We start from the raw sequence: 22,137 nt of genomic DNA, 5'->3' as shown, positions 1-22,137 counted from the left end.
ACGAAATTATCTTTTATTTCTTTTCAACGAAAGTGGTTTGAATGCGCGCTTCCGATAGACTGGGCCTCAGAAATGGCACTCGTCATAAGTAAGTACAGTACGAATAACGGGATAGGTTTGTCTAATTATGGATAATCAACACTCATGTAAAATCATGTCTGATGAAAACAACATTCATACCATTCATCAGGCCGCGTCAGCAAAAGAATTTATGCAACCCGCCAGAACACCCGTGATTTCAAACGTGAGATGAATGGCGGGTGTTTTCTTTTGGTTTAAATACGGAACTTATGTTCTTATTTGTGTATAATAATACAGAAAGGCAGGTGAAGACTCAAATGAGTTCCGGTTCAAAAAAAATGTACGGAGTTCAAAAAGTACATTTAAAAAATCTTACCAAAAAGGAATTCTTAGCATTAAGACAGCTGTGCCGTTTAAGTAAAAATATGTACAATGTCGGTTTGTATAACGTTCGTCAACATTTTTTTGAAACAAAAGAATTTCTAACATATGAAAGTTGTGGTCGGCCACAACAAAGAGTGGAAACAACAAGTGAAAATGCGAAAAAAAGATAAACAGTCGTTTGTTCAAATCCCTCATTCACAGTGGATAAACAAGCTTCATTCCATGTGTAAACGCTATGGTATTGAATTGATCGTACAGGAAGAATCCTACACTTCACAAGCCAGTTTTCTGGACAATGGATGAACTGCCTATCTACAAAAAAGAAACAGAACCAGTTACAAAGTTCTCCGGAAGTAGAATTAAAAGAGGACTGTATCGCACAGGACAAAAGATACTTGTTAACGCTGATCTTAATGGTGCAGCCAATATCTTAAGAAAAAGTAACCATAATGTCCATATGGACAAAGTGGCTAGGGGGCTTTTGGCGGTCCCAATGAGAATTCGTATGGTTTAAACCTACAAGGTACAACCTAACCTATCTCATAAAAGAATCCCACGAATTAATTCGTGGGAGGTTCAAGCATTAATCGAAAGTCTTTCTGCTTAAAGATGATTGTGCTTCAGAATGAGTCTTTTCTCTCGCCAATACAACAAATAACGCTCCGGTGAGCACGATGATTCCGCCGCTTAATTGCAAAATCGACATGTTTTCTCCGAACAATAAGGTCGAGCAAACAATCGTAACGACAGGTTCTGCCATGCTCAGAATTGACGCTTTTGTAGGGCCGATTATGTTCATTCCCGCAAAAAATGTAAACATGGCGATAACGGTTGAAAACAAGGCAATGCCAACAATCGGAATCCAGCCTGACATTTCAAATTGAAAGTTAAGGGTGTTTGTTAATAAGCCGCCAGCTAAGAATGAGATCGAGGCAAATAAAGCAGTAAAGGCGCTTGTGATGATCGGCTGTACTTTTATAGCAACAAGGTTTCCGAAGATGATATAAACAGAGTACACAATCGCAGCGCCAAGGGCTAGCAAAAGTCCTGTATAATTTACATTTCCCGCCGGTGCACCGAGGATAAGGACCATCCCAAATAAAGAAACTATGATCGAAACAAGCAGCGGCTTTGATAGTTTTTCTTTGTTGATGAAAAAGGAGAGCACTGCCACAAAAACAGGATATAAATATAGAATTAATGCTGCTAAGGAGGCGGGGATATATTGAACCGCCACAAAGTAAAAAGTCGATTGTAAACTGTATAAAACTCCGCCAAGAATAAACAGTGAAACCAATAGTTTTTTCGTTATCGCCAATGGCTGCTTTTTTATCAGAGGATAGGAGAATAAAATCATCGCAGCAAACGCAAAACGTAAGAACAATAGAGTCGCCACACTTATGCCGCTGTCATAAGCATAAAGCGCAAAGATGGGCAGCAAACCGAACCCCGTTGCAGATATTAAAATTAAAAAAATACCCACATACATATTGCCAATCCCCCTATGACTCGCCTTGTATGATATTATTCCACCAGCCAATATACAATCCCTTTAAATTGTTTAGGAGATGTGACAAATTATTCCCGACCTTTCGACCTATAAGGAGCGGGCTGTTAGTAGTGTTTTTACAAATGGTATAGACAACTAGACTTAAATAATGATAATTTCAAAATATTAAAACTACTTTAGGAAGAAGTGATAAATGAATTTCTTTTAGGACTATCTTGAAAAGCGGTTTCCCCGAAGATTGATCAGTCTGAAAAAATAATCCCATCTAGGTCTTTCTTTACTATATTTACTTGTTTTTAACAAAAGCTGAACATTGGGCTAATGTGCAGTTGGTAATGTTGTAGTTGTGAATCTACTAATCTATTGGGGGGAAAGTGCGTGCATGCAATCAGGAAGACAGTAGTTTATTTGTTGGCTATTTTGCTAGTTTCACAATCAATTCTACTTCAAGTTTCGCCCGGTTCCAATACAGCGGTTGCGGAAACGGCAACGCCTTACTCGCTTGGTCCGGTTATTGAAGAGTGGGCGAGACCCGTTGCACCTGGTGTCCAGGAATCATTGATGACAATCGACAGCGGAGCAGGGCGGCAGGAAGCATTTGTCATGAACGTTGACACAAAGCATCCAGACATACATATAGAGGCAGGTCTTCCGTATGGAAAGGATTTTGGGATGCAGACTGTCCGCCAGCAAGCCTCGTTTGTATCGAAGCCAGGCAATGTGGTCGTCGGCGGCGTGAATGCCGATTTCTACAATACTTCAAACGGCATTCCATTTGGCTCGGTGATCCGCGATGGCAAGATTCTGCAAGCTTCCACTACTGAAACATTTGGCATCAAAGAAAACGGGGAAGCGGTAATCGGCTACCCCAATCCAAGATTTACATTGCTGGTTAACGGCGTGGACACAAAACTGAATGGTGTGAATGGAACACGAGGCACCAACCAATTGGTCGCCTATACTCCTGATAAAAAAACAACCGGAACAAATGCGTCGGGAACAGAGGTGGTGTTAACCCAAGTTTCCGGTGATGTTCGAGGAATTGGGACGATTACCGCCCATGTAGAAGACGTAAAAATCAATCAGGGAAATACGGAAATTGCCGAAGGAAAGCTTGTCCTTTCCGGCCATGGAACCGCAGCTGATTTATTAAAAAGCTTGCAGGTTGGCCAGCAAATTGAATTGCGGACTTCGGTCGCGGCAGGCTGGGAAGATGTAAAAGAAGGGCTGGGCGGGCGCATCATCCTTGTTGAAAACGGGCAGAAGGTTCAACTTGAAGAGGGCTCTTTTACAACGACGCGGGCACCAAGAACAGCGGCAGGTATTAAAGCTGATGGCAGTATTTTCTTTGTCGTGATTGATGGCCGGCAGCCGGGTTATTCCGAAGGTGTTACCGTTTTTGAACTGCGCGATCTGATGTTTGAAATGGGCGCCGTTGATGCCTTGAATTTAGATGGCGGAGGGTCTTCAACCTTTATTACCCGTACGAATGGGGAGAGCGGCTTATCCGTGGTTAATCATCCTTCTGATGGATTTGAACGAAGCGTTGCGAACTCTTTCCTTGTTGTATCAACAGTAGCTGAAGGCGCACTAACGCAGCTCGCTGTTCAGCCGGATCATTTATTGATGCTTGCCGGCAGCTCTTACGATTTTAATGTAAAAGGAATGGATGCAGCGTACAATCCTGTTGCAATGAACGGTGAACCGCAATGGCGTGTTTCCGATGGGGCAATCGGTTCAGTGGATTCAGCCGGAATTTTCACATCTGGGCAAACTCCAGCCAGCGGGGAGTTAATCGCCGACCTCAACGGCTCTACGGGTACGTCGCGAATTACGGTCGTCAACCAGCTTTCGGCACTGCACTTGCCGCAAGATAGCTTAACCGTTAAACGAGGGGAAGAGATGAACTTTGCTGTGAAGGCTATTTCAAACGGGAGAGCTGTTCACGCCCACCCGGCTAATTTTAAATGGGAAATTACCGGCGAAATTGGAATCATTAACGAAGATGGAACGTTTAAAGCGGCTGATAAAACCGGAACAGGTACGATCAAAGTCAGCTATGGTGATAAGTCTGATACGATGAATATTCAAGTCGGAAAAATGCCGGTTATTTTGGAGACATTTGAAAATGGTCTGGAGCATTGGGTGGCAAGCGGTGCCCGTTACCAATCACTTTCGATTCGCCAGACCACCTATCCGGAGCCGGCACGCTTTGGCAACCACGCACTGCAATTGAACTATGATTTTACAGGCACGATCGGAACATCCGGTGCTTATGCGCACACGAAGGAAGACATTATTATTGAGGACTACCCTGAAAAGATTGGGATGTGGGTATACGGCGATGGCAATGGTCACTGGCTCCGTTCGCAATTGAGGGACGGAAACAACAATGCTTTTCCAATCGACTTTGTGACTAATATGGATTGGGAAGGCTGGAGATATGTTGAAGCAAGCGTACCAGCTGGAAAAACAACGCCATTAAAGCTGGATCTTGCTGTTCGTTTAATGGAAACAAGCAACGATAATAAAAACGCGGGTACTGTCTATGTCGATAATATCCGTGCCGTTTACGGGGAAACAAATGACGATTTAGTCAATCCGGTCATAACGAAGGAATATCCTGCAGAAAATGAAGTAATCGTAACAAATGAATTAAAAATCAGTGCCACCGCCCAGGACAATGAAGGCGGCACAGGTATTAATCGTGAACGTGTCTGGATGTATCTGGACGGACAAAAAGTAGAGGCTGATTTTAATGCGGAAACAGGTGAGATTTCCCATATCCCTGATTTTCCACTTTTAGACGGTTATCATCAGGCGAAAATCGTCGTTCACGATCACTTCGGCAATGAAAGTGAGCGCGTCTGGCAGTTTGAAGTCGACAGTGCAGGCACGGGAATTAAGCCAATTTACGAAAAAGAAGCTTATGTAGGTAATGAGTATGTGGCTGCGCTTGAAACGAGCCAACTGCAAAATATGAAGGGCTTAAAGCTCCATTTTACTTTTGATAAAACGAAGCTCCAGGCAGCGCCAAATCAAGTACTGCTCAATGAGGACATTCCAGCTGATAATGTTGTGAAAAACGAAATTACAGCTGACGGCGATGTAGTTCTTGAGTTAAAAAATCTAGATACCATCCCTGGCGCAGAAACGATAACAGAATTAGCGAAGCTGCCGTTTCAGATCCCAACAAACGCAATTGAACCGATCTCGTTTCAGTTTGTTGAAGGAACTGCGACACTCGCAGGAAGGGACCAGGCTGTCAGCATTTATATGCCGGATATCGAGGCTCAAGTAAAAGCACATTACAACATTGCAATCGATCGGGCATCTGTCGGATTTGACTCCGAAATTACAGTTAGAGATGAAAAAGGCAGAGCGGTGAAAGGAGCGGTCGTTCAGGTGAAATCACCTGAAGCTGAGCTTGCCGTCATTAAGTCAAAACAAGCGGCATTATTCCGTGATCCCGACCGGAACAGTGAAGAACTTGTACTGTTTTCAAAGGAGGAGAGCACCATTATCCAGGAAAAGCAAGGTGATTGGTTAAAAGTGAAGTTTGGAAAGCTTGAAGGCTGGATCGAGACTGACAAAGCAAGCATATCTTCATGGGTATTGGGCACGACCGACCAGAAGGGGAGAATTAAAACAAACAGACTGTCGATCATTCCTGCAGAGCTTGTGATCCAGGCTCAAAAAGAAAGGCGCTACAGCTTTGAAACAAAGGTAAAGGTTCTAGATCACCTTGGTACACGAACACCGGAACGAACAAACCTTACTTTTAGCGAAAAAGAGAACAGAATGAATGTCACCTGGACAACTTCACCTCTTACATCGGCTTCAGTTGTCGAGGTTATCGAAACAGGCCGCTATGAAAAAGATGGATTTAACAGAAAAGCGGTCAAAAAAGTGAAGGGCAACAGCAGGGAGTATGCTTTTGACTCTGGTGAGGTACAGGTGCACTCAGCTTCATTAAACGGTTTAAAACCGGGAACTTCCTACACATATCGGGTAGGGGACGGTGCAGAGGGAGGCTGGAGTGAAGCGGCGACATTTACAACAGCGAAAAAGACCAATGACCCGTTCAGCTTTATTTTAATGGGTGATACCCAGGCACCTCCGAATCAAACTGAAAATGGATTTGGCGTTTTTACCGAGATTTTCAATAAAGCTAAGCAAGAGTACCCTGATGCATCGTTTATGGTTCATGTTGGGGATATGATCGATGACGGGAATCTTTACTCGCACTGGAATGCGTTCTTTGAATCAATGAAGGATCCGAAGCTGGCTGCGTCAACACCGATCGTTCCTACGGTCGGTAACCATGAAAACATCGGTACAGGTGTTGAAACCTTTAAACATCTCTTTAACACGCCAAAGAATGGGCCTGATCAATTTAAAGGAACCACCTATTCTTTTGACTATGGCAATGCGCATTTTGCCGTACTCAACACTGAAACAACGAAGGAAGGTCTCATCGAACAGGCCGAATGGCTCAAAGAGGATATGCAGGAAACCGATAAAAAGTGGAAGATCGTTGTTTATCACAGGTCTCCATACTACTCAAACCCGGCAGGCGGAAGCGAAACCGTGAAGGAAGTTTGGCCGAAAGTTTTTGATGAGCTCGATATCGACCTCGCTATTTCGGGCCATGACCATTCTTACGTGCGAACTTTCCCGCTTGAAAACGGAGCTGCGGCTGATCGGGGCACCACGTATGTGATTGCCGGATCAACCGGCAAAAAGTTTTATGCGACAACCCCTCAAGATTATATGGACGTTTATTTTGACGAAGACACGCAGGTTTACACAAATGTATTGATAGACGACCAGGGAATCAACATTTTAGTGAAAACACGTGATGGAAGAATCGTTGATAATCATACGATTACAAAATAGAAAGCTATAGTTGCAGAAAAGGGACTGAACTCAAAAAAGTTTTTTACTTTTGAGTCAGCCCCTTTTCTTTTTTAGCAATAAAAATAAACATATTGCCAGTCATGAAGATGATTAATAAAATCAGTTAAACATTTTTATTAAAAACATAGTCGGGTACCGTCTGGGATTTTAGCTTATTTTATTGCTAAGTAGGGCCAGTTCACGAAAAGTTTTTGTGTTCATTTCCGGCAACAGAGACCGGAACCTTATAGCCTTTTAAAAGGACGTTGGAAGTTTTGGTCTCGGCGTTTACGGCTTTTATACCGAACGCGCCGTTATCTCCTGCAGCCTTGACGTCTGCAATGCTGGCGTTTTTGACGCGCGAGCCAATGTCGATCGCTTTTGGTGCCGAATGGTCAATTCTGACATTGCGGATTTGGACTCGATCGGCGTGATTATCTCCGCCGAAAACCTTAATATCTGTGCCTGCTTTTTTAAAACCTCTGATTGTGATGTTGTTCAAGACTACGTTTCTCGCCCGATATTGGATCGCGATAACAGGATTTTTGTGATAGTTATACTCAGGATCGCCAATCAAAGTAAAATGGTTGATGACGACATTTTTATAGGCGGACACGACAAGTGCGCGCGGCGTCGAGCCTGCATATAAATCCGTATAAATTGGCGCAAGTGCCACGAGATTGGTTGCCCTGATATTAAAGGCTGTTTTAGACTCCGGGTCAGTGATTTTATGATGGCCGATATGGCGGAAGTTATAGGATCGATTATCATTGACCGAAATATGCCCGATAATCTGGACGTCAGCTGCAGCAGAGGAATTATGATGTGCTTTAATTTCGACGCCGCCGAAGCATCTTGAAGTAGAATTGTTGACGAGCCAAACGTGGCGTGAACCGTCATCGACTTCAATCCCGTTCGAATTAGAAAAGCCCTTATTATGGGCCCGGCCGCTCGGGTCACACATATGCGAATTCGAGATTAGGATATTGTCGCTATGATGCGTGGTAATCCCGTCATCCCCGAAGCCATAGCCGTTTAAGTGATCGAGCCAAACATACTTGCTGGGGCCACGTGCCCGGTATCCATCTCCCGAGTAGTTGTACAAAGTGGATGAAACATCGAAGCAATGCAGGCCCGGATTGATCCCTTCTACTCCTTTCACCCAGCCAAATGTAACATTGGCATAAGTGAGGCAGCTGGAATGATTGCCCCAAGTACTTGTTTTGTCGGTTGGGCAAAGCCTATCGGCATTCCAGTCCAAGCTCATCCCTTCGACTAAAATATGATGATTGCCTCGCCAATGGTTGGCGTTTGTAATCAGCCTTCTTCCTTTCGGTGCTTGATGATGCAGTTTTATCGTGGTCAATCCTTTTCCAGCGCCAACGAGACACGTCCATGAAGGAAGCGTGATTCCTTTCGTGATAAAAATCCCTTCAGGCACATAAACTTGTACCCGGCCATTTCCCAGTGCTTTTCGAAAAGCTTCGGTATCATCCGTAATGCCATCTCCGGCTGCACCGAAGTCCTTTACATTTACTTCGCTATTAATCTCATTTAAAAATTTCTTGTACTCTTCATCTAACAGCGGTTTCCACTCTGGAAAAATCTCGCCTTGTTCATTTACACATGTATCTGAAGAAATCGATGGCTCATTACTGGACGATGTTAATACAAGATCAGCCAGTAGTTTTGGGAGCCTTTTGATAAACAAGAAAACGGATCGGCGTTGTGTTCCAGTATACTGATATTTATGTTTATTCAGTTGCTGAAACAATTCATCGGTTTCCTTGATTGCCTTTTTAATATCAAGTTCTTTCTTCGAAATTTGTGATATCAAGGCGCGGTTCTTACGTGGGTCATGTTTTTTATCCAAATAAATCATCTTCATACCACCTTCACCTGAAAAACATTTCTTCATGATAAAAATAATATTCCCCGTCTGTCCGGAACTAACCGTAAGGCTTTATCCTTCTATTATATGTTTATTCCAAGTAAATAATGGTAATAGCACAAATGTAATTAACAATTAATACTTGGTTTACATGTGGCTGATAGGATGAGGATGATAAAAAAAGGAGGTATCAAGCAATGAAAAATTGGATGAAAAAATTTGTTATTGTTTTATTGGCAGTCTTATTGTTGCCAGCGGCTGTACAAGCAATTAATGGTCCGATCAGCAGTGCTGGCAGTCAGGATGGGGGAATTGGCAACAGCAGTCATTACCTCGATGAAGTGCCGAACATTTCAATGGACCCAAAAGTAAAACAGATTATTTATCCACTATTTTCAACACCTTCTGTAAGCAAGAAAGGCGAGTTATTAACCATTAAAATTGATAGCCAGGGAAAAGAGGCGGCAGGATGGAGCATCAAATTAAAGCAAACGAATAACTCTTCGTTAACAACAGAGTATGAGCTGCCTGTCCAAAAGGTATCTTCTGGCCAATCACACTGGAAGAAAAGCTCAACCATTTATGATGTCACCGTAAAAATTCCAAATGATGTTCCAGAAAAACTGTATGATCTTGAAGTTTCATATACCGGGAATGGTAAGCGAATTACTGATGATCAGCCTCATTCGGTTAAAGTGGTCAATGAATTTAAGAAAGATTTCACTTTCATGCATGTAACGGATACGCATGTCGGCTCACCCCGGAATTTAGGTGATCATGGAGACCCGGCTGCAACAGAGCCAGCACAATTAATTGAAGCGGGGCTTTGGAATCCTGATCCGGAAAAACGCTGGTTATATTTGCAAAAGGCAATCAAAGAAGTCAATTTGATGAATCCTGATTTTGTGGTTGTAACCGGCGATTTAATGTTCGGGCAAATGAATCCACAGGAATATATTTACGAATATGAAGAAACGTATAAATTTCTGCAAAAATTAAATGTACCGGTTTATTTGGTCCCGGGCAACCATGATTATTATGCGCAGGATGCGACGCTTGCCGATGGCGCCAAGTACTGGGAGCAATATTTCGGGCCACAGTATTTCTCGTTTAATTATGGACCTTATGCCCATTTTATCGGCTACAATTCATTCGACTGGCATAAATTTGACAGGAGCGGACATGGAACTCTCTCTGTCCCGACATGGGGCGGACAAATCCGCGAAGAGCAACTAAACTGGATTAAACAAGATCTTGCCGACAATGAGAAAAATGCACAGGCAGGGCAAGTTCGCGGGCTTTTCTCTCACCATAATCCGTTATGGCAGGACAGGGAAATTTGGCCGCACGACGATGCTGAAGTTCAGGAATACTGGAAACAATACGATGGCCAGCATAATCCGCAGCGTCTCGATACACTGATGCTCGGCGAAAAGCTTGGACTGAAATATGATCAGCAATGGCATGGGGAGAATGCAATTGAACTGATCGACGTGATGCAGCAACACAAAGTCAATATAAGCCTGCACGGCCATACGCATGTAGATAACGTGACTGAAAAAGATGGAGTCCTTTATACAACGACGGCTTCCGTCGAGTTATCTGGAAAGCCGTGGGTCGGTTTTAGAAACTTTAAAATGAGAAAAGGACAATTCACTTCTTATAATTATGAAGAACCGGGACGCTCAATTCCGATCTATATGAACGGAGAAACGAAAAGCGGCATTATGTCATTTGAAGCGAATTACAAAGCAGCAAACGATGGGCATTCGACCTCCCAAGAAGCAACCGTAACAAATCGTCTGAATAAGCCGCTTACAGTCACTGTTCCGTTTTATATGGCTGCAGGTGATTATCGAATTTCATCCGGAAAACTCAAACAAAATTACAGTGCAGACGGAAAGCAATACATCGAAGTAGAAGTCACTGTCCCTGCCGGAAGTGAGCAGAAAATTACTGTGCAGAAATAACTTGAAAACCCCCTCTCTGAGCATCGTTGCTTGAGAGGGGTTTTTTAATGGGATTTAATATTCCATTTAATGGTATCGCTTAAATAAAGCTGATTTTCGCGAGATTATTGATTTTTTCGCTTAAATCTTGTCACTTTTCGCTTAATTCCTCTTAGTTTCCGCTTAAAAACTCTGAATAGGCCAGCTGATCAGTATGATTATGTAAATATATGGAATAAATTGTAAATTTTCAGAGCTTTATGACAGTTACATTCCCTGACTGATTATATTTCTCCGCTAAATAGATCGAAAAAGAGAGTTTTTTGAACAGAAACACTAGATTTTTGTGCATTTGGTAGTCAACCAGCCTTTCGAAAGCGTTCTGCTGATTTATCCAAAATGTTTCCTTACCGGTGTCGAATCACTTTATTGTTACGGTTTTTTAAAAGATTCATGAAGAAAATTAGGTAAAAGGGCTTTTCTAGAAATCGGAATTTTGTGTTAATTGAGATTGATAAAGACCTAGCAAAAATAGTTTTGGTTCCTTTGTCCTGAATGAATATGCCCAATCTCATGAATTGCCGGTTTACATTCCTTAACACTCGGTTTAAAAAGTCCATTTATAATAAAGCCGATTCAAATAATTTATGCGGAAAGGGGAACGATCATGAATAATGAAAGAGTAATGGACGAATGGATTAAGAAATGGAGCGAAGAAAGTCTCGGAAGGAATATGGACCGCCGTGATTTTCTGCAGGGAGCAAGTAAAATTGCCACCTTGTCACTTGGGCTCGCGATTGCACAATCGATGGGCGGACTTGATGTAAGTGCAGCTTATAATTTCACGGAGTATCCGTTTACTCTTGGTGTTGCGTCAGGTGATCCTCTTTCAGACAGTGTTGTTTTATGGACAAGGCTTGCTCCCGACCCTTTAAATGGCGGAGGAATGCCGTCTAAAAAATTGCCGGTAAAATGGGAAGTGGCCAAAGATGAAAACTTTCGAAAAATTGTCCAGCGCGGCACGGAAGTAGCGGCACCTGAACTGGCCCATACCGTCCATGCTGAAGTCAAGGGATTAAAACCAAACCAGGTATACTTTTATCGTTTTAAAAGCGGAAATGAAATAAGCCCGACAGGTAAAACGAAAACACTTCCTTCATCCCGTTCCAGTGTTTCTAGCATGACATTCGCTTTTGCTTCATGCCAGCAATTTGAACACGGTTTTTATACGGCTTATCAGCATATGGCTAAAGAAGAGCTTGATCTCGTTTTCCACCTTGGCGATTACATATATGAATACGGGCCGAATGAATATGTTGCTCCAAGCGGTAATGTCCGCACCCACAGCGGTCCGGAAATTATTGCACTTCAAGATTATCGAAACAGGTATGCCCAATACCGTTCAGATGCTGACCTTAAGGCTGCCCATGCTGCCTTTCCTTGGGTTGTAACCTGGGATGACCACGAAGTGGAAAATAATTATGCGAATGTCACTCCCGAAAAAGGACAGTCGGTTGAGGAATTTATCAAACGCCGTGCAGCCGCCTATCAGGCTTATTATGAGCATATGCCTCTCCGCAGATCTTCCTTGCCAAAAGGAGCTGATATGCGGTTATATCGGAATTTTTCTTATGGTGATTTGGCGGAATTTAATGTACTGGACACAAGGCAATACCGTGATGACCAGGCGAACGATGATAAAAGCTCACCGCAAACACCTGAATCTCTTGATCCCAACCGCACACTTCTTGGCGATGAACAGGAACAGTGGCTGTTTGAAAACCTGGCTGGCTCAAAGGCGGCATGGAACGTGTTGGCCCAGCAGATCTTTTTTGCCCAGCGTAATTATGGTACGAGCACAGCTCCAAAATACAGTATGGACTCATGGGATGGCTATCCCGCGGCACGCGAGCATTTACTCAAATCTGCTGAAATCAAACAGGATTTAAACAACGTGGTCGTTCTAACCGGAGATGTCCATGCAAGCTGGGCAGCCAATCTCCATACTAATTTTGATGATCCCGATTCAAGAATTTTCGGTGCGGAATTCGTCGGCACTTCGATCACTTCAGGCGGAAACGGCGCTGATAAACGGGCAGATACTGACCGGATTTTAGCATTGAACCCACATATTAAATTTTTTAACGATTATCGCGGCTATGTCCGCTGCACGGTAACACCGGAACGTTTTCAAGCGGACTACCGGGTTGTTCCCTTTGTATCAACAAAGGGTGCTGACATTTCAACAAGAGCCTCATTTTTACTTGAGAAGGATCAACAGGGAATCAAGCAAGTGGCAACTGCACAAATCCTGCAAGGTGTCCAATTGTCAAATGAGGTTGAAGATGATCGTCACCACGCTCACCAACGAGCCCATGAAAAACAAAACGAAAAAAAGCGGGAGAAGGTAACAAACTAGTTGGAGCTCCCTATTAGAGCATCAACTTTCGACAGGAGGTGATCATGATGTTTTCGAACATTGGTATTCCGGGGTTAATCTTAGTACTCGTGATTGCGTTAATTATTTTCGGGCCTTCCAAGCTTCCTGAAATCGGCCGTGCCTTTGGAAGAACCTTATCAGAATTCAAGGGTGCAACGAAAGGGTTAGTATCCGATTCAGATCATGAGGACGAAAAAAAGCCGTCGCTTACGGCCGTTAAAAAAGAGGGATAACCATCAGATATTAAAAAAGGGTAGACGGGGGAAAGCTCGTCTGCTTCTTTTTTGTAAAAGTTCTTTGCAATCATATGGAGGATAACGACGAGGAGGTCAGCAAAATGGAAAGCAAGAATCTGCAGGTTTTCGGACATTTGGAAGAACTGCGAAACAGGATCATTAAAACATTAACAGGATTTTTGGCGTTCATGATTGTGAGTTTCCTGTTTGTCGAGGAAATTTATAAATGGCTGATTAAAGATTTAGATGGCAAGCTCACTGTTCTTGGCCCGGGTGAAATTCTTTGGGTGTATATGGTGATTGCCGCGGTATTTGCGATTGCCGCCACCATACCATTGGCGGCGTTCCAGACGTGGCGTTTTGTTGCGCCGGCATTAAAAAAAGAAGAGCGTAAGGTAACGCTCCGATTCATCCCTGGCTTATTCTTCTTATTTATTGCAGGAATCTCGTTCGGTTACTTCGTGTTATTTCCGATTGTTTTAGGTTTTCTTATTTCACTTTCAGCGGGACAATTTGAGACGATGTTTACTGCCGAGAAATACTTCCGGTTTATGATTAACTTGATTCTTCCGTTTGGATTTTTATTCGAAATGCCACTGTTGGTGATGTTTTTAACACGGTTGGGAATTTTAAACCCGATGAGGCTGGCAAAGGGCAGAAAGCTTTCCTACTTTGTCCTCGTCATCGTGTCGATTTTGATCACGCCGCCAGATTTAATCTCAGATATTTTGGTGATAGTTCCGTTACTGGTTTTGTATGAGGCCAGCGTACTATTATCCGCGATCGTTTATCGAAAGAGGCTGAAACGAGAAGGCACAGAATTATCAGTGGCTTAACAAGGATATATGCCAAACAGGCAATAAGAAAAGCGCAAGCGCCTTGGTCAGCCCCGACAAGCGCTGGAGGGCCTGACAGTGAAGTCGTTCTTTGACTTCATTGGCAGGACCGAAGCGACTCGAGGGGCTAGGCGCTGGAGCTGGACATCGAAACGCCCAACTCAGTTTTCAAAATTTATGCTTTCTTAAAATGATAAAAAGGATAGCCGCAAGCTCGGCTATCCTTTTGCATCTTATTTGCTGCCTTTCTCTTTTAAAACTTCTTGTAAACGGTCAGGGAAGTTGGTGAATATTCCAGTTACACCCCAATCAATCAACGTGCGCATATGTTCTTTTTCATTGACGGTATACGGATGTATTTCGAGGCCGTGCTGGCGAACTTTTTGTACATATGCTTTATCAATTTTGTCAAAGTTCATGCCAACCCCGATACTGTATGTTTTATAATCTTCCAGCTCATCGTCAGTAATCACGGCTGGCGTATCGTACCATAATAATTGTACAAGCGGGATTTCCGGCTCCAACTCATGGACTATTTTTAAGCTGTCAGCACTGAACGATTGGATGAGTACTTTGCCCGAAGAATCTTCCGAACCTGTTAATTTATACTTGCTAAGTACTTCGAGCAGTTTTTCTTCCATGCCCGGATAGACTTCAGGGGATTTCGTTTCGATATAATAGCGGGAGCCTTTACCGAATGTTTGAATGACTTCGTCAAGCGTCGGTACTTTTAACCCAACATACTCTTTTCGTGCCAATTCCGGATATTTTTCATTGAACCATGAACCGGCATCCAGCTCCTTGATTTCGGAGAGCGTGTAATCTTTAACATACCCTGTTCCGTTTGTTGTGCGGTCAAGGGTTTCATCATGCATCGCGATCAGCTCACCGTCTTTTGTCATTTGCAGATCAATCTCGATATAGTCTCCTTTCATTTTTTCCCCAAGTCCGTAAGCCAAAAGCGTATGTTCCGGGGCATGTCCTGAGGCGCCACGGTGGGCTACGTTTAAAATTTTGTTTGGATGCATTGGTTTAGCGGCGTCTGCATGTCCGACAAATCCGGTGCTAATTCCAACTAATGCGGCTGACATCAATACATTTTGTAAAAGTCCTTTCATCTCCTGTTTCCCCTTTCGTAGTTAAGATCATTTTTAGCATAATGGTTGGATTTTAAGTGAATATAAATAAATATTTAAAATAGGATGACAATGCTGTAACAAACATTGATTTATATTTTCCGGAAACATTTCCTTTTGAGGAAATGTTTTATAGAATAAGAGTGAGAATATTCAATTTTTCCTGCATTTTTTGAAATTATAAAATAATATTGATCAAAATTAAGGGAGTTTACATATGGGGAACAGTATACAGCCACATATCAGAATTGGCGAGGATTATCGGATTCAGTACGCGCTCTTGCCTGGCGACCCGGCCCGTGTTGATGAGGTCGCCAAATTTCTCGATCAAATTGAAGCCGTGGCGAACAACCGCGAATTTAAGACGATTGTCGGTTCTTATAAAGGAGTTCGTATTTTCGTGACTTCAACGGGAATTGGCGGGGCATCTGCCGGAATCGCTGTCGAAGAATTAAGGAATATTGGTGTTAACGTGATGATTCGCATTGGCAGCTGCGGGGCGAATCAGGCCGAGGTAAAATTGGGAGATTTGGTAATTGCGGGCGGTGCTGTCAGAAATGATGGGGCCTCAGATGCTTATATTGATAAAGCTTTTCCGGCAATTCCTGATACCGGCTTGCTGTTTCATGTGATTGAATCAGCTAAAAAGTCAGGCTATGCACACCATATCGGGAAAGTCAGGAGCCATGACAGCTTTTATACAGATGAAGAACAGCAAATCGATCAGTACTGGTCAAGCAAAGGGATTTTAGCTTCCGACATGGAAACAGCCGCACTGTTTGTCATTGGGGGATTACGCGGTGTAAAAACCGCATCTATTTTAAATGTGGTGGTAGAAAAAGAAGGAAACCTGGAAGGGGGGATTAATGACTATTTAGACGAAGCAAACGAAAGCAAGCTTGGCGAACAGAAAGAAATCATCACTGCATTAGAAGCCATTGTCTCTTATCATCATTCATTGAAAAGTTAAAAGGAGGTTTCATTTATGCAAAAGCAAAGTATGTGGTCATTTCGATTTTCTACTTCAGCCCTTGTGTTAATTCCGACTGCCGTAGGTATTAATTATATAGGGAAATTATTTGCAGGGTTGTTAAAGCTGCCGCTATGGCTTGATTCGATTGGTACCGTATTGGCAAGCATGCTGGCAGGCCCGATTATTGGAGCTTTAGCAGGTGCTATAAATAATATTATTTATGGGTTGACGCTCGATCCGATTTCGTTTGTGTACGCTATTTCAAGTATCGCAATTGGTTTGGCAGTCGGAATTTTATTTTATAAAGGCTTGATCTCGAGCTGGACTCAGGCTGCTATGGCCGGGTTGATTGTCGGCCTCGTTGCGACAGTTGTGTCGACGCCGATCAACGTAGGTTTTTGGGGAGGACAAACAGGGAACGTTTGGGGAGATGCGTTATACGCGATTATTCTGGCAAAAACAGACTCGATTTGGCTTGCATCCTTCCTTGATGAACTCGTCGTCGATGTGCCGGATAAATTAATGGTCGTCCTGATCAGCTACGGTATTTTCAGGGGGCTGCCGCAAAATGTGGTGCACTTATACGATAACAATCATAAATTGGAGACTCTTGACTAACCAGGCTGCCTTGCATAGAAAGATGGTGAACGTTTTTTGAAACCGATCAGTTTATATGCAGAGAGAAGATCAATCGTCCATGACATTGATCCGATAAGTAAGCTCTATTACATTCTTTTTTCAATTTTGGTGCCAATCATTTTGTCATCGCTCACGATCTCTTTTATATGCGTTGGACTTAGCGTTGTCCTGCTCTTTGCGGCTAAGGTGTTCAGAAAAACGCTGCCTGTATTCGGCTTTGTTTTTCTGATCCTGATTACGGTCTTCATCATCCAGGGATTGTTTAGTCCCGACAACGAAACAGCTCTCTTTCAGGTCGGCCCAGTTACGATGTATGAAGAAGGGCTGACGCATGCGCTGATGATTACTCTTCGTGTGATCAGTATTGTTGGTGCTTTTCTGATCCTTGTCCTGACGACGAAACCGGCGGATCTCGTCGAATCTCTCGTTCGTAAGGGGATGTCGCCGCGGTTCGGGTATGTGCTCAGCTCCGTTTTTCAAATCATTCCGGAAATGATGTCGACAATGGGCACGATTACCGATGCACAAAGGGCAAGGGGAATGGAGACAGAAGGCAAATTGAGCGTCAGGATCAAGGCGTTTTTACCGCTTCTGGGACCTGTCGTGTTAGGGTCATTGATCAATACGAAGGAACGAGCAATGGCGCTGGAAGTGAGAGGATTTAACTCCCCGACACCAAAGACCTATTTATATGAAGAAAAAAATTATACTTTCAGCAAAGCTATTCAGTGGACGCTCTTGGTGCTAACCGCATTTGCCCTCGTCTGGAGGATCGTTGCATGAATAAAATCATCGTCGAAAATCTTAAGTACAAATATCCTTTATCGGCAACGCTGGCACTTGATACTTTGTCTTTCGAAGTGGCAGAAGGCGAATTCATTGGAATTATCGGCGCGAATTCAGCGGGAAAATCAACGTTATGCCAATCAATTGTAGGCCTTGTTCCCCATTTTTATAAAGGTGCATACGGTGGAAAAGTAAGCGTCGATGGGCTGGAAGTCAAGAATCATTCTATCGATGAACTTAGCTTAAAGGCAGGCATCGTCTTTCAAAATCCGTTTACGCAGGTGACCGGGTCTAAGCTGACTGTTTATGAAGAAATTGCCTTCGGCCTCGAAAATATCGGCCTATCGCGTGTCGAAATGAAGGAACGGATCGATTATGTTCTCGACCTGTTAAATATCGCCCAATTGAAAGACCGCAATCCTTTTGAATTATCGGGCGGGCAAATGCAAAGGATGGCAATTGCCAGTATCATCGCCATGAAACCGGGTGTGATTGTTTTGGACGAACCGACTTCCCAGCTTGACCCGGAAGGATCCGAAGAGGTTTTTCAGGCTATTCAAGACTTGAGCAAACAGGGAGTAACGGTGATCTTATCTGAACATAAAATGGAGAAAATCGCCCAGTATTGCAACAGAGTGATGCTGTTAAATTGCGGCAAGCTGATCGATTTTGACACCCCGGAAAAGGTTTTTTCCCGCGAGGATTTAGAGGACTATGGTGTAAGAGCCCCTGTCTATACAAGGGTTTGCAAAGCGTTAAATACTAAAATCGCCGGTACGGATCTTTATCCTGTTACGCTCGATCAGGCATATATGGCACTCGGGGGTAAAAGTCGATGATCAAAGTTAGCAATCTATCATTTTCCTATCAGCAAGGAAGCCCGATTCTCTCTGGAATAAATTTGGATTTTGATACTAGGACGACGGCGATTATTGGTCAAAATGGTGCCGGAAAAACAACCTTCGTCAAATTGTTGAAAGGGCTTTTGAAACCGTATGGCGGGGAAATCTTTATCCAAAATCTTCGCGTCAACGATTCGACTGCGGCCGAGCTGGCCAAAACGATCGGGCTCGTATTCCAAAACCCAAATGAGCAAATATTCAAACGCAATGTATTGGATGAGGCCATGTTCGGCCCGCTTAATATCAAGATGAATGAAAATACTGCGCGGCAAAAGGCAATGGAAGCGCTGGAGATAGTCGGGCTTAACACCAAACTGGACGTCAATCCACATGATCTGAGCCTTCCGGAAAAGAAGCTGCTTTGCATTGCTTCAGTAGTTGCCATGGATACGGACATCATTATTTTTGATGAACCGACGATTGCCCAGGACCATGCAGGAAAAGAAAGAATCCGAAACATCATTAACACATTAAAAGAAAAGAACAAACTGGTCATGACGATCATCCATGACATGGACTTCGTCGCCGAGAATTTCGAAAGAACGATCGTTTTAAATGAAGGAAAGGTCATTCTCGACGGGGATACACGGAGCGTCTTCGCATCGAAAGAAATTTTGAAAAATGCCCATGTCGAAGCCCCGGGAATTACGCAGCTGGGAGAGAAGCTTGGTTATAAGGAGACGTTTTTGAGTGTTGAGGAGTTTATAAAAATGTATAAGCATGTAACTGAAAAAAAATAGTTTATAGCAGCAGTCTTACGGTTGCGTAAGGCCAATCACCAGACTGTAGTGTGATTTTTAGTTTTTTGAATATATTACTGGCAGTATTATAAAAGATTATTGTATGTTTACTGCTTTATCTCGATTGAATAACAACAAGAATAGCAGAAGATTATCACCTTAAAGGATGACTTCTGCTATTTTTAATAATGTTTTAATAGCTTCTGTTTATCCTTAGTACAAGTGATATGCCTAAGTCAAGAAGCGAATGTGCTCTTAATTGCAAAAAAAGCTATTATTTAAAAAGTTATGTTTGGCAAACTTAAGTAAATAGAAGAGGGTGGGATTAAATGAACTACATAGCTCACATCCGTGAAAGTGACAATCAGATACAAACCGTTGAACAGCATTTATTAGAAGCAAAAGATTTAGCAGAATCCTATGGCGAAAAGCTAGGCGTAAAACATTTAACAGGTCTTGCTGGTATGCTCCATGATTTAGGCAAATATACCACTGAATTTAGAGAATACTTATTGGAAGCAGTAAGTAATCCTGATTCTCCACCTAAAAGAGGAAGTGTCGATCATTCCACTGCAGGCGGGAAACTTTTGTATGAACTTTATCATGAAAAAAATATCATTCAATTTAAAGCGGTAGTAGCTGAAATTGTCGGAAATGCTATTATATCTCACCACTCTTATCTCCAAGATTTTTTTAATCCAGAGTTAGAATCAAATTATTTAAAAAGAGTTCGTGATAAAGAGCTAACTGAATTTGAAAAGACTAAGGAACATTTTTTTAAACATGTTATAAATGAGAATGATTTTTTTGAATATGTTGATCGGGCTGCAGTTGAGCTAGAGAACTTTTTATTGAAAGACGCTTCGGGAAGCAATGAGAAAAAAATAATGTTTCTCACTAAATTTATCTTTAGTGCTCTAATTGATGCCGATCGGACAAATACTAGACTGTTTGAGGAAAATAAGACTAACGAATCCAAAGCTAATCATGAAGGACTATTTGTCACTTACTACGAAAGATTATTAAATAAGATCCAATTATTTCATAAACATCCCGACGCAAATTCCCCAATTAATCTTTTAAGAAGAGAAATGTCAGATCAATGTGATCGTTTTGCTGAAAAGCGATCGGGAATATATACATTATCAATCCCGACCGGAGGCGGTAAAACATTAGCAAGTTTAAGATATGCACTAAAACACGCCAAGCTTTATAACAAAAAACGAATCATCTATGTCGTTCCCTTTACCACGATCATTGAGCAAAATGCAGAAGAAGTCAGGAACATTTTACAGGATGACGCGAATATATTAGAGCATCATTCAAATGTGATAGAAGATGCAAATGATGACGACGAGAATCGAGATGGCATGATGAGTGTGCAGCAAAAATTAAAGCTGGCCAAAGATAATTGGGATTCCCCAATTATTTTTACTACAATGGTCCAGTTTTTAAATGTTTTCTACGCCAAGGGAAGCAGGAATATTAGGAGGCTTCATAATTTAAGTGAGTCAGTTATTATATTTGACGAGGTGCAAAAGGTCCCGGTTTCTTGTGTATCATTATTTAATGACGCATTGAACTTCTTAAAGGAATATGGGCAAACAAGCATTGTCCTTTGTACCGCAACACAGCCTGCATTGGACTTTGTAGAACATAAGCTGGCAATCGATAAGGATGCAGAAATAATTAATAAACTTGATCAAGTTATTCATGCATTCAAGCGAGTTGAAATAGTCGATCTAGCAACGGATCAAACATTCAACAGTGAAAAGCTGACTGAATTCATTGAGGCAAAAATAGAAGAGGTACAGAGCATATTAGTCATTTTGAATACAAAATCGGTTGTAAAAGATTTATATACGCGATTGAAAAATAAAGAATCTGATATCCCGGTTTATCATTTAAGCACATCGATGTGTGCTGCACATAGAAAAGAAATCTTAGATGAAGTAAGATGGCAGTTAAAACAGGGCAATAAAATTGTTTGTGTGAGTACCCAACTCATTGAAGCAGGCGTAGATGTCAGCTTTGAATGTGTCATTCGTTCGCTAGCAGGACTTGACTCTATTGCACAAGCCGCAGGACGCTGCAATCGTCATGGGGAAATGGGAATCCAGAATGTTTATGTCATTGATCATGAGGGAGAAAACTTAAGCCGATTAAAAGAAATCAAAGTCGGAAAACAAGTTTCAAAAAGAATCTTTATTGATATGAAGCGTGATGAGCGGAATCATGGTGGACATATTCTATCAAGACAAGCGATGGAGAGATATTTTAAAGAGTACTATGACGAATTTGAATCTGACTTAAATTACTTTATCAGAAAGCTAAAGAAGGACATGACAGATTTGTTGTCTGCTCCTAGAAATGAGAATAGCTATCGCCAGGCTTATTATTATAATAACGGAAAAAAAGACATCCCATTATTTATTGTAAATAGTTATCAAACGGCGGCGGAGCATTTCCGTGTCATTGATGATCTCTCAACCTCGGTCATTGTTCCATATGAAGAAGGCGAAGATATTATCGCTGAATTAAATAGTAATAGATCGATTGAGGATCTCTCCCGTTTATTAAGGAAAGCTCAGCAATATACTGTTAATCTATTTAACTATGAAAAAGAACAATTGGCTAAAAATGACGGGCTTGTGTACTATCTAGACGGAAAAATTATAGCCTTGAAAGAAGGGGCATATAATGATGAATATGGTTTAGATGTTAATAATGAGAGCGGTTTTAAGTCAACAATATTTTAAAAAACCTATCTTCATTTAAGATAGGTTTTTTAATCA

16 protein-coding genes are annotated in these 22,137 nt (G+C 42.2%); 13 read left to right on the top strand and 3 right to left on the bottom strand.

What is annotated here, in order from left to right:
• Positions 1 to 338: 338 nt before the first annotated feature.
• Together CVD23_RS21955 and CVD23_RS10960 are read left to right on the top strand one after the other, a co-directional pair.
• On the top strand, positions 339 to 575 hold the full coding sequence (locus CVD23_RS21955; protein WP_180955633.1) for a hypothetical protein: 237 nt from the start codon (positions 339 to 341) through the stop codon (positions 573 to 575).
• Complete coding sequence (locus CVD23_RS10960) at positions 511 to 708, top strand: IS200/IS605 family accessory protein TnpB-related protein (RefSeq protein ID WP_101666035.1); 198 nt, start codon at positions 511 to 513, stop codon at positions 706 to 708. The genes CVD23_RS21955 and CVD23_RS10960 overlap by 65 nt, the downstream gene beginning before the upstream one ends.
• Positions 709 to 988: 280 nt before the next feature.
• Here the strand turns inward: CVD23_RS10960 and CVD23_RS10950 are convergent, their stop codons facing one another.
• Positions 989 to 1,894: a DMT family transporter gene (locus CVD23_RS10950; protein ID WP_101575141.1), complete on the bottom strand. Its 906-nt coding sequence runs from the start codon at positions 1,892 to 1,894 to the stop codon at positions 989 to 991.
• A 399-nt stretch (positions 1,895 to 2,293) separates the two neighbouring features.
• On the opposite strand from CVD23_RS10950, the gene CVD23_RS10945 reads away from it, so the two are divergent.
• Complete coding sequence (locus CVD23_RS10945; protein WP_101666033.1) at positions 2,294 to 6,814, top strand: phosphodiester glycosidase family protein; 4,521 nt, start codon at positions 2,294 to 2,296, stop codon at positions 6,812 to 6,814.
• Between the two features lie 199 nt (positions 6,815 to 7,013).
• On the opposite strand, the gene CVD23_RS10940 is transcribed toward CVD23_RS10945, so the two are convergent.
• The gene (locus CVD23_RS10940) at positions 7,014 to 8,696 is read right to left on the bottom strand and encodes a glycosyl hydrolase family 28-related protein (RefSeq protein WP_101666032.1); all 1,683 of its coding nucleotides are present in this window, start codon (positions 8,694 to 8,696) and stop codon (positions 7,014 to 7,016) included.
• Between the two features lie 206 nt (positions 8,697 to 8,902).
• On the opposite strand from CVD23_RS10940, the gene CVD23_RS10935 reads away from it, so the two are divergent.
• From CVD23_RS10935 to tatC, 4 genes are all read left to right on the top strand, one after another.
• Entirely contained in the window at positions 8,903 to 10,675 is a 1,773-nt protein-coding gene (locus tag CVD23_RS10935; protein ID WP_101666031.1) for a metallophosphoesterase family protein, read from the top strand.
• Between the two features lie 646 nt (positions 10,676 to 11,321).
• Positions 11,322 to 13,073: an alkaline phosphatase D family protein gene (locus tag CVD23_RS10930; RefSeq protein WP_101666030.1), complete on the top strand. Its 1,752-nt coding sequence runs from the start codon at positions 11,322 to 11,324 to the stop codon at positions 13,071 to 13,073.
• A gap of 47 nt (positions 13,074 to 13,120) precedes the next feature.
• Positions 13,121 to 13,327 carry a twin-arginine translocase TatA/TatE family subunit gene (locus tag CVD23_RS10925; protein WP_101575146.1) on the top strand — a complete coding sequence of 69 codons (207 nt, stop codon included), beginning with the start codon at positions 13,121 to 13,123 and terminating at the stop codon, positions 13,325 to 13,327.
• 104 nt (positions 13,328 to 13,431) lie between these two features.
• Positions 13,432 to 14,166: a twin-arginine translocase subunit TatC gene (gene tatC / locus CVD23_RS10920; RefSeq protein ID WP_101575147.1), complete on the top strand. Its 735-nt coding sequence runs from the start codon at positions 13,432 to 13,434 to the stop codon at positions 14,164 to 14,166.
• A gap of 233 nt (positions 14,167 to 14,399) precedes the next feature.
• On the opposite strand, the gene CVD23_RS10915 is transcribed toward tatC, so the two are convergent.
• The gene (locus CVD23_RS10915) at positions 14,400 to 15,284 is read right to left on the bottom strand and encodes a glycerophosphodiester phosphodiesterase (RefSeq protein ID WP_101575148.1); all 885 of its coding nucleotides are present in this window, start codon (positions 15,282 to 15,284) and stop codon (positions 14,400 to 14,402) included.
• Positions 15,285 to 15,519: 235 nt separating this feature from the next.
• On the opposite strand from CVD23_RS10915, the gene CVD23_RS10910 reads away from it, so the two are divergent.
• From CVD23_RS10910 to CVD23_RS10885, 6 genes are all read left to right on the top strand, one after another.
• Positions 15,520 to 16,272, top strand: coding sequence for a nucleoside phosphorylase (locus CVD23_RS10910; protein ID WP_101666029.1), 753 nt, complete (start codon positions 15,520 to 15,522; stop codon positions 16,270 to 16,272).
• 15 nt (positions 16,273 to 16,287) lie between these two features.
• Positions 16,288 to 16,893, top strand: a complete 606-nt coding sequence (locus tag CVD23_RS10905) for an ECF transporter S component (RefSeq protein ID WP_101666028.1) — start codon at positions 16,288 to 16,290, stop codon at positions 16,891 to 16,893.
• A gap of 36 nt (positions 16,894 to 16,929) precedes the next feature.
• Positions 16,930 to 17,697, top strand: coding sequence for an energy-coupling factor transporter transmembrane component T family protein (locus CVD23_RS10900; RefSeq protein ID WP_101666027.1), 768 nt, complete (start codon positions 16,930 to 16,932; stop codon positions 17,695 to 17,697).
• Positions 17,694 to 18,539 carry an energy-coupling factor ABC transporter ATP-binding protein gene (locus tag CVD23_RS10895; RefSeq protein ID WP_101575152.1) on the top strand — a complete coding sequence of 282 codons (846 nt, stop codon included), beginning with the start codon at positions 17,694 to 17,696 and terminating at the stop codon, positions 18,537 to 18,539. The genes CVD23_RS10900 and CVD23_RS10895 overlap by 4 nt, the downstream gene beginning before the upstream one ends.
• Positions 18,536 to 19,342, top strand: a complete 807-nt coding sequence (locus CVD23_RS10890) for an energy-coupling factor ABC transporter ATP-binding protein (RefSeq protein WP_101666026.1) — start codon at positions 18,536 to 18,538, stop codon at positions 19,340 to 19,342. The genes CVD23_RS10895 and CVD23_RS10890 overlap by 4 nt, the downstream gene beginning before the upstream one ends.
• Positions 19,343 to 19,671: 329 nt before the next feature.
• Positions 19,672 to 22,101: a CRISPR-associated helicase/endonuclease Cas3 gene (locus CVD23_RS10885; RefSeq protein WP_101666025.1), complete on the top strand. Its 2,430-nt coding sequence runs from the start codon at positions 19,672 to 19,674 to the stop codon at positions 22,099 to 22,101.
• The last annotated feature ends 36 nt before the right edge of the window (positions 22,102 to 22,137 follow it).

Origin of the sequence: Bacillus sp. V33-4 (assembly GCF_002860225.1) — a bacterium.
GTDB classification, from domain to species: Bacteria; Bacillota; Bacilli; order Bacillales; family Cytobacillaceae; genus Bacillus_BJ; species Bacillus_BJ canaveralius.
Note: the sequence above shows the minus strand (reverse complement) of the source record. Positions and strands in the feature narration are given on the sequence as shown.

Excerpts from the sequence above, each read along its gene's own strand:
- CVD23_RS21955 (WP_180955633.1), top strand. The coding sequence starts at position 339 with ATGAGTTCCGGTTCAAAAAAAATGTACGGAGTTCAAAAAGTACATTTA.
- CVD23_RS10960 (WP_101666035.1), top strand. The coding sequence starts at position 511 with ATGAAAGTTGTGGTCGGCCACAACAAAGAGTGGAAACAACAAGTGAAA.
- CVD23_RS10950 (WP_101575141.1), bottom strand. The coding sequence starts at position 1,894 with ATGTATGTGGGTATTTTTTTAATTTTAATATCTGCAACGGGGTTCGGT.
- CVD23_RS10940 (WP_101666032.1), bottom strand. The coding sequence starts at position 8,696 with ATGATTTATTTGGATAAAAAACATGACCCACGTAAGAACCGCGCCTTG.
- CVD23_RS10935 (WP_101666031.1), top strand. The coding sequence starts at position 8,903 with ATGAAAAATTGGATGAAAAAATTTGTTATTGTTTTATTGGCAGTCTTA.
- CVD23_RS10930 (WP_101666030.1), top strand. The coding sequence starts at position 11,322 with ATGAATAATGAAAGAGTAATGGACGAATGGATTAAGAAATGGAGCGAA.
- CVD23_RS10925 (WP_101575146.1), top strand. The coding sequence starts at position 13,121 with ATGTTTTCGAACATTGGTATTCCGGGGTTAATCTTAGTACTCGTGATT.
- tatC (WP_101575147.1), top strand. The coding sequence starts at position 13,432 with ATGGAAAGCAAGAATCTGCAGGTTTTCGGACATTTGGAAGAACTGCGA.
- CVD23_RS10915 (WP_101575148.1), bottom strand. The coding sequence starts at position 15,284 with ATGAAAGGACTTTTACAAAATGTATTGATGTCAGCCGCATTAGTTGGA.
- CVD23_RS10910 (WP_101666029.1), top strand. The coding sequence starts at position 15,520 with ATGGGGAACAGTATACAGCCACATATCAGAATTGGCGAGGATTATCGG.
- CVD23_RS10905 (WP_101666028.1), top strand. The coding sequence starts at position 16,288 with ATGCAAAAGCAAAGTATGTGGTCATTTCGATTTTCTACTTCAGCCCTT.
- CVD23_RS10895 (WP_101575152.1), top strand. The coding sequence starts at position 17,694 with ATGAATAAAATCATCGTCGAAAATCTTAAGTACAAATATCCTTTATCG.
- CVD23_RS10890 (WP_101666026.1), top strand. The coding sequence starts at position 18,536 with ATGATCAAAGTTAGCAATCTATCATTTTCCTATCAGCAAGGAAGCCCG.
- CVD23_RS10885 (WP_101666025.1), top strand. The coding sequence starts at position 19,672 with ATGAACTACATAGCTCACATCCGTGAAAGTGACAATCAGATACAAACC.